This window comes from Tardiphaga sp., assembly GCF_028290785.1.
Taxonomy (GTDB): Bacteria; Pseudomonadota; Alphaproteobacteria; order Rhizobiales; family Xanthobacteraceae; genus Tardiphaga.
The window spans coordinates 1-5,483 of the sequence record NZ_JAQGJD010000174.1 but is presented as its reverse complement, the minus strand read 5'-3'; the positions used below and the strand labels follow the sequence as shown (position 1 = coordinate 5,483).

The following is a 5,483-nucleotide window of genomic DNA, read 5'->3' as shown; positions in this document are numbered from 1 at the left end:
GCGAAATACGTGCTGCTGCTGCTGCGCGCCGATAACAACGGCGAGGGCGGCACGCTGTCGCTGATGGCGCTGGGCCAGCGCGCGCTGGGGCGGCGGAGCTGGCCGTTGCTGGCGCTCGGCGTGGTCGGCGCTTCGATGTTCATCGGCGATTCCATGATCACGCCGGCGATTTCGGTGCTGTCGGCAGTGGAAGGCCTCAAGCTCGCGGCCCCCGCGCTCGAACATTACGTGGTACCGCTGACCGTCGTCATTCTCGTCATCCTGTTTTCGGTGCAGCGCATCGGCACCGCCAAGGTGGCCACCGCGTTCGGCCCGGTCATGATCGTCTGGTTCACCGTCCTTGCACTGATGGGCCTGTCCCATATTTCAGACGAGCCCACCGTGCTGGCGGCGATCAACCCGTACTACGCCGTGCAATTCCTGTTGAGCCACGGCACCATCGGCCTGGTGACGCTGGGCGCTGTGTTTCTGGCGGTGACCGGCGGCGAAGCGCTGTATGCCGATCTCGGCCATTTTGGCCGCAAGCCGATCCAGTCGGGCTGGTTCTTCCTGGTGCTGCCGGCGCTGATGCTGAATTATTTCGGCCAGGGTGCTTTGGTGCTGTCGGATCCCGCCGCTATCGAGAATCCTTTCTACCTGATGGCGCCACAGTCGATGCTGGTGCCTCTGATCGTGCTGGCTACGGCGGCAACGGTAATTGCGAGCCAAGCGGTCATTACTGGCGCTTATTCGCTGGTGCGGCAGGCGGTGCAGCTCGGCCTGCTTCCGCGTTTTGAGGTCCGTTTCACTTCCGAATCCCATGCCGGCCAGATCTATCTGCCGCGCGTCAACCGGCTGCTGCTGATTGGCGTGCTGCTGCTGGTGATGCTGTTCCGCACCTCCAGCGGGCTGGCCTCTGCCTATGGTATCGCCGTATCCACCACCATGGTCGCCGACGGCATCATGGGCTTCGTGGTGATCTGGAAGCTATGGAACTGGAAGGCCGCCACTGCGGCGGCGGTGATCGTGCCGTTTGTGATCGTCGATTTGACGTTCCTCAGCGCCAACCTGCTCAAGCTGCTGGAAGGCGCCTGGGTGCCGCTGCTGTTTGGTCTCACCATGGCGGTGGTGATCTGGACCTGGCGGCGCGGCGCGGCGATCCTGATCGCCAAGACCCGACGTACCGAGGTCCCGCTCAAGGACCTGATCAAGAGCCTGGAGAAACGGCCGCCGCACATCGTCAAGGGCACGGCGGTGTTTCTCACCAGCGATCCCAATTTCGTGCCGACGGCGATGTTGCATAATTTGAAGCACAACAAGGTGCTGCACGAGCACAACGTGATCCTGACAATCGAGACCGGGCAGACGCCGCGCGTCGATCCCAGCGAGCGCGTGCGGATGGAGAATATCAGCGACAAGTTCTCCACGGTGCGACTGCGCTTCGGCTTCATGGAGTCGCCGAACGTACCGAAGGCGCTGGTTATCGCCCGCAAACTGGGCTGGCAGTTCGACATCATGGCGACGTCGTTCTTTGTGTCGCGGCGCTCGCTGAAGCCTTCCGCCCAATCCGGTATGCCGCTGTGGCAGGATCATCTGTTCATCGCGTTGAGCCGGTCGGCCAACGACGCCACGGACTATTTCCAGATTCCGACTGGGCGAGTGGTCGAAGTAGGCACCCAGGTGACCATTTAACCGCTGCTATCCGGCGCGCCCCAATTGACGTTTGCCCGATTTTTGCATAGCTGAGGGCTGAAATCGCGATGTACTCTGCGTCTGGCGCAGGGCCATGACCGTTTCGCTTTGCCATTACAGTGAAGCCAATTGAGGCCCATCTCATGACCAGCGATAGCGCAGTCCCCGCCGCGGAAACGCCGGTGGCCTCCGGGCATGCCAATACCCATTCAACGGCCGGGTTCAAATCGCTGATGCTGGGCAGCATCGGCGTCGTCTACGGCGATATAGGCACCAGCCCGCTGTACGCGCTCAGGGAGGCCCTGGTGGCCGCCGGGGGGCATACGGCAGCCGGCGTCAGCAACGAGGCCGTGCTCGGGGTGCTGTCGCTGATCCTGTGGGCCCTGATCATCGTCGTAACGCTGAAATACGTCCTCATTCTGCTCCGCGCCGATAACCACGGCGAGGGTGGGACGCTGGCGTTGATGGCGCTGGCGCAGCGCGCCGTCGGTTCGGGCGGCGGTGCCTCGCTGATCGTCCTGCTTGGCATCATCAGCGGCGCGCTGTTCTATGGCGACGCGGTGATCACGCCGGCGTTGTCGGTGCTCTCCGCCATCGAAGGCATCAAGCTCGTCACCTCGGCGTTCGACGCCTATGTCGTGCCGATCACGATCATCATCCTGATCGTGCTGTTCGGCGTGCAGTCGCGCGGCACCGCGCGGGTCGCGGCGTTCTTCGGCCCCGTGATGTGCGTCTGGTTCGCCGTGATCGCGATTGCGGCCATTCCACCGATCCTGCGCCATCCGGAAGTGCTGCATGCACTCAATCCGGCGCATGCGGTCTCGTTCATGTTTCATCACGGGATCATCGGCTTCGTCACGCTCGGTGCCGTTTTCCTCGCCGTCACCGGCGCCGAGGCGCTGTATGCCGACCTCGGCCATTTCGGCAAGCGGCCGATCCAGACCGCGTGGCTTTACATCGTGCTGCCGTCGCTGGCACTGAATTATCTCGGGCAGGGAGCTCTCGTAATCGGCGATCCCACCGCCCTGGAGAACCCGTTCTTCCTGATGTTTCCGGACTGGGCGCTGGTGCCGATGGTGTGTCTGGCGACGGCCGCCACGGTGATCGCCAGCCAGGCGGTGATTACCGGCGCCTATTCGCTGACCCAGCAGGCGATCCAGCTCGGACTGCTGCCACGTTTCGAAATCCGCCATACCTCGGAATCTCATTCCGGCCAGATCTACATTCCGCGCGTTAACATGCTGCTGCTGGTCAGTGTCGTGCTCCTTGTGCTGCTGTTCAAGTCGTCGAGCGCGCTGGCCTCAGCCTATGGCATCTCGGTGACCGGCACCATGGTCGTGACTGCGATGATGGGCTTCGTCGTGATCTGGCGGGTCTGGAAGTGGTCGCCTTACGCGGCGGCGGCACTGATCGTGCCTTTCCTGCTGCTTGATCTCACCTTCTTCGCGGCCAATCTGCTGAAGGTGTTCGACGGCGGCTGGGTGCCATTGGCACTCGGCGGCGTGGTCATCCTGCTGATGTATACGTGGCGCCGCGGCAGCCGGTTGCTGTTCGAGAAATCCCGCAAGCTGGAATTCCCGCTCAAGGACCTGGTGGCGATGCTAGAAAAGCGACCGCCGCAGCGCGTGTCGGGCACCGCGGTGTTTCTTACCAGCGATCCCGAGAGCGCGCCGACCGCGCTGATGCATAGTTTGAAACACTACAAAGTGCTGCATGAGAAGAATGTTATTCTCACCATCGAAACTGCTCCGACACCGCGCATCGATCCGGCGGAGCGGGTGCGGATGGAAGACATCAGCGCCACCTTCGCCAAGGTGACACTGCGCTTCGGCTTCATGGAATCGCCGAACGTGCCGAAGTCGTTGGCCATCGCCCGAAAACTCGGCTGGCAGTTCGACATCATGTCGACCTCATTCTTCTTGTCGCGGCGCGCACTGAAGCCCGCCGCACATTCCGGCATGCCGCGCTGGCAGGACTTGCTGTTCATCGCACTCAGCCGCACCGCCAACGACGCCACCGATTATTTCCAGATCCCCACGGGGCGGGTGGTCGAAGTCGGTACGCAGGTCACGATTTAGCGTCCTGCGGACGCTTGATTTTCGTCCCGCAAGGGGCGACGTTGGCGCCGAACAGGCAGGTATGTTTGCAGTTGAAAACGCGCTCTGGAATGTCAGGGCGTCAGGAGGTTTTAGTGGCCGATAATCATAGCGTGACGGATCTGGCGCCCGAAGACGTTGCCAAGGGCATCGCCGATGGCCGCTATCTGCTGGTCGACGTTCGCGAGCCCAATGAAGTCGAGGCCGAGGCCTATCCGGACGCGGTCGTTGTCCCGCTATCGGCCTTCGACTCCGCAGATCTGCCCGATCCCGCCGGCAAGCAGATCGTGTTCGCCTGCCGCTCCGGCAAGCGCTCGGTGACCGCGTCGCTGGCGGCGCAGGCCGATGGCTTTGCCTATGACAAGCACCTCGCCGGCGGCATACTTGGCTGGAAGGCTGCAGGCCTGCCGACCAAGGCCGGCTGACGCGTCCATGAACAAGATTTTTTCGGAACTGCCCGTCACCGTATTCGAGGCGATGTCGCAGCTTGCGCGTGATAACGACGCCATCAATCTCGGCCAGGGTTTTCCGGATCATGCGGGCCCGGAGGATATCCGCCAGGCCGCTGCCGACGCGGTACTGAACGGTTACAACCAGTATCCGTCGATGATGGGTCTGCCGGAATTGCGTCAGGCGATCGCCACGCATTACCAGCACTGGCACGGACTCAACCTCGATCCGATGACGGAGGTGATGGTGACCTCCGGCGGCACCGAGGCGCTGACAGCGTCCATCCTTGCGGTCGTGCAGCCCGGCGATGAGGTCGTGTGCTTCCAGCCGGTCTATGATTCCTATCTGCCGATCATCCGCCAGGCCGGCGGCATTCCGCGCCTGATCAGCCTCAAGCCGCCGCACTGGCGACTGACCGAAGAGGACCTTCGCGCGGTCTTCAATCACAAGACCAAAGCGGTGCTGTTCAACAACCCGCTGAACCCTGCCGCGGTGGTCTATCCGCGCGAGGACCTCGAACTGCTGGCCAAGTTCTGCCAGGAGTTCGACACCATCGCGATCTGCGACGAGGTCTGGGAACACGTGGTGTTCGAGGGCTTCAAGCACATCCCGCTGATGTCGATCCCGGGCATGCGCGACCGCACCATCAAGATAGGCTCGGCCGGAAAAATCTTCTCGCTGACCGGCTGGAAGATCGGCTTTGTCTGCGCGGCACCGCCGCTGCTGCGGGTCTGCGCCAAGGTGCACCAGTTCCTCACCTTCACCACTGCGCCGAACCTGCAGGTTGCGGTGGCCTATGGCCTCGGCAAGTCCGACGAATTCTTCAGGGAAATGCAGACCGATCTCGCGCGCAGCCGCGATCGGCTGGCGGCCGGCCTGCAAAGCATCGGTTTCCCCGTGATCCAGTCGCAAGGCACGTACTTCCTCACGGTCGATCTGTCGCCGCTCGGATTGAACGAGACCGACGAAGCGTTCTGCAAGCGCATCGTGCACGACTACAAGGTCGCGGCGATTCCGGTGTCGGCGTTCTACGAGGAAGACAAGGTGACCTCAGTCGTGCGGTTCTGCTTCGCCAAGAAGGACTCGACGCTGGACACTGCGCTGGAGCGATTGCACGATGCGGTGCATGGCCGCTAGGAGGGACTGCATGGGTACGGCCATCCCCCGCATCATCGCCGCGCTGGCGGTGGCGATCTCCTTGTCGGCGTCTGCACAGGCGCAGGAGCGGGTCGTCAATTTCTACAACTGGTCGAACTACATGGCGCC

The 5,483-nt window shown here is 62.6% G+C and carries 4 protein-coding genes; all 4 read left to right on the top strand.

Features of this window, described 5'->3' with window-relative positions; all coding sequences use genetic code 11:
• The coding region (locus JWR89_RS10255; protein ID WP_299715211.1) for a potassium transporter Kup at nucleotides 1–1,671 on the top strand (1,671 nt) is incomplete at its 5' end.
• Nucleotides 1,672–1,814: 143 nt separating this feature from the next.
• Nucleotides 1,815–3,749, top strand: a complete 1,935-nt coding sequence (locus tag JWR89_RS10250; protein ID WP_299715208.1) for a potassium transporter Kup — start codon at nucleotides 1,815–1,817, stop codon at nucleotides 3,747–3,749.
• A 113-nt stretch (nucleotides 3,750–3,862) separates the two neighbouring features.
• Nucleotides 3,863–4,192: a rhodanese-like domain-containing protein gene (locus JWR89_RS10245; RefSeq protein ID WP_299715206.1), complete on the top strand. Its 330-nt coding sequence runs from the start codon at nucleotides 3,863–3,865 to the stop codon at nucleotides 4,190–4,192.
• A 7-nt stretch (nucleotides 4,193–4,199) separates the two neighbouring features.
• Entirely contained in the window at nucleotides 4,200–5,354 is a 1,155-nt protein-coding gene (locus tag JWR89_RS10240; protein WP_299715203.1) for an aminotransferase, read from the top strand.
• Nucleotides 5,355–5,483 lie beyond the last annotated feature (129 nt).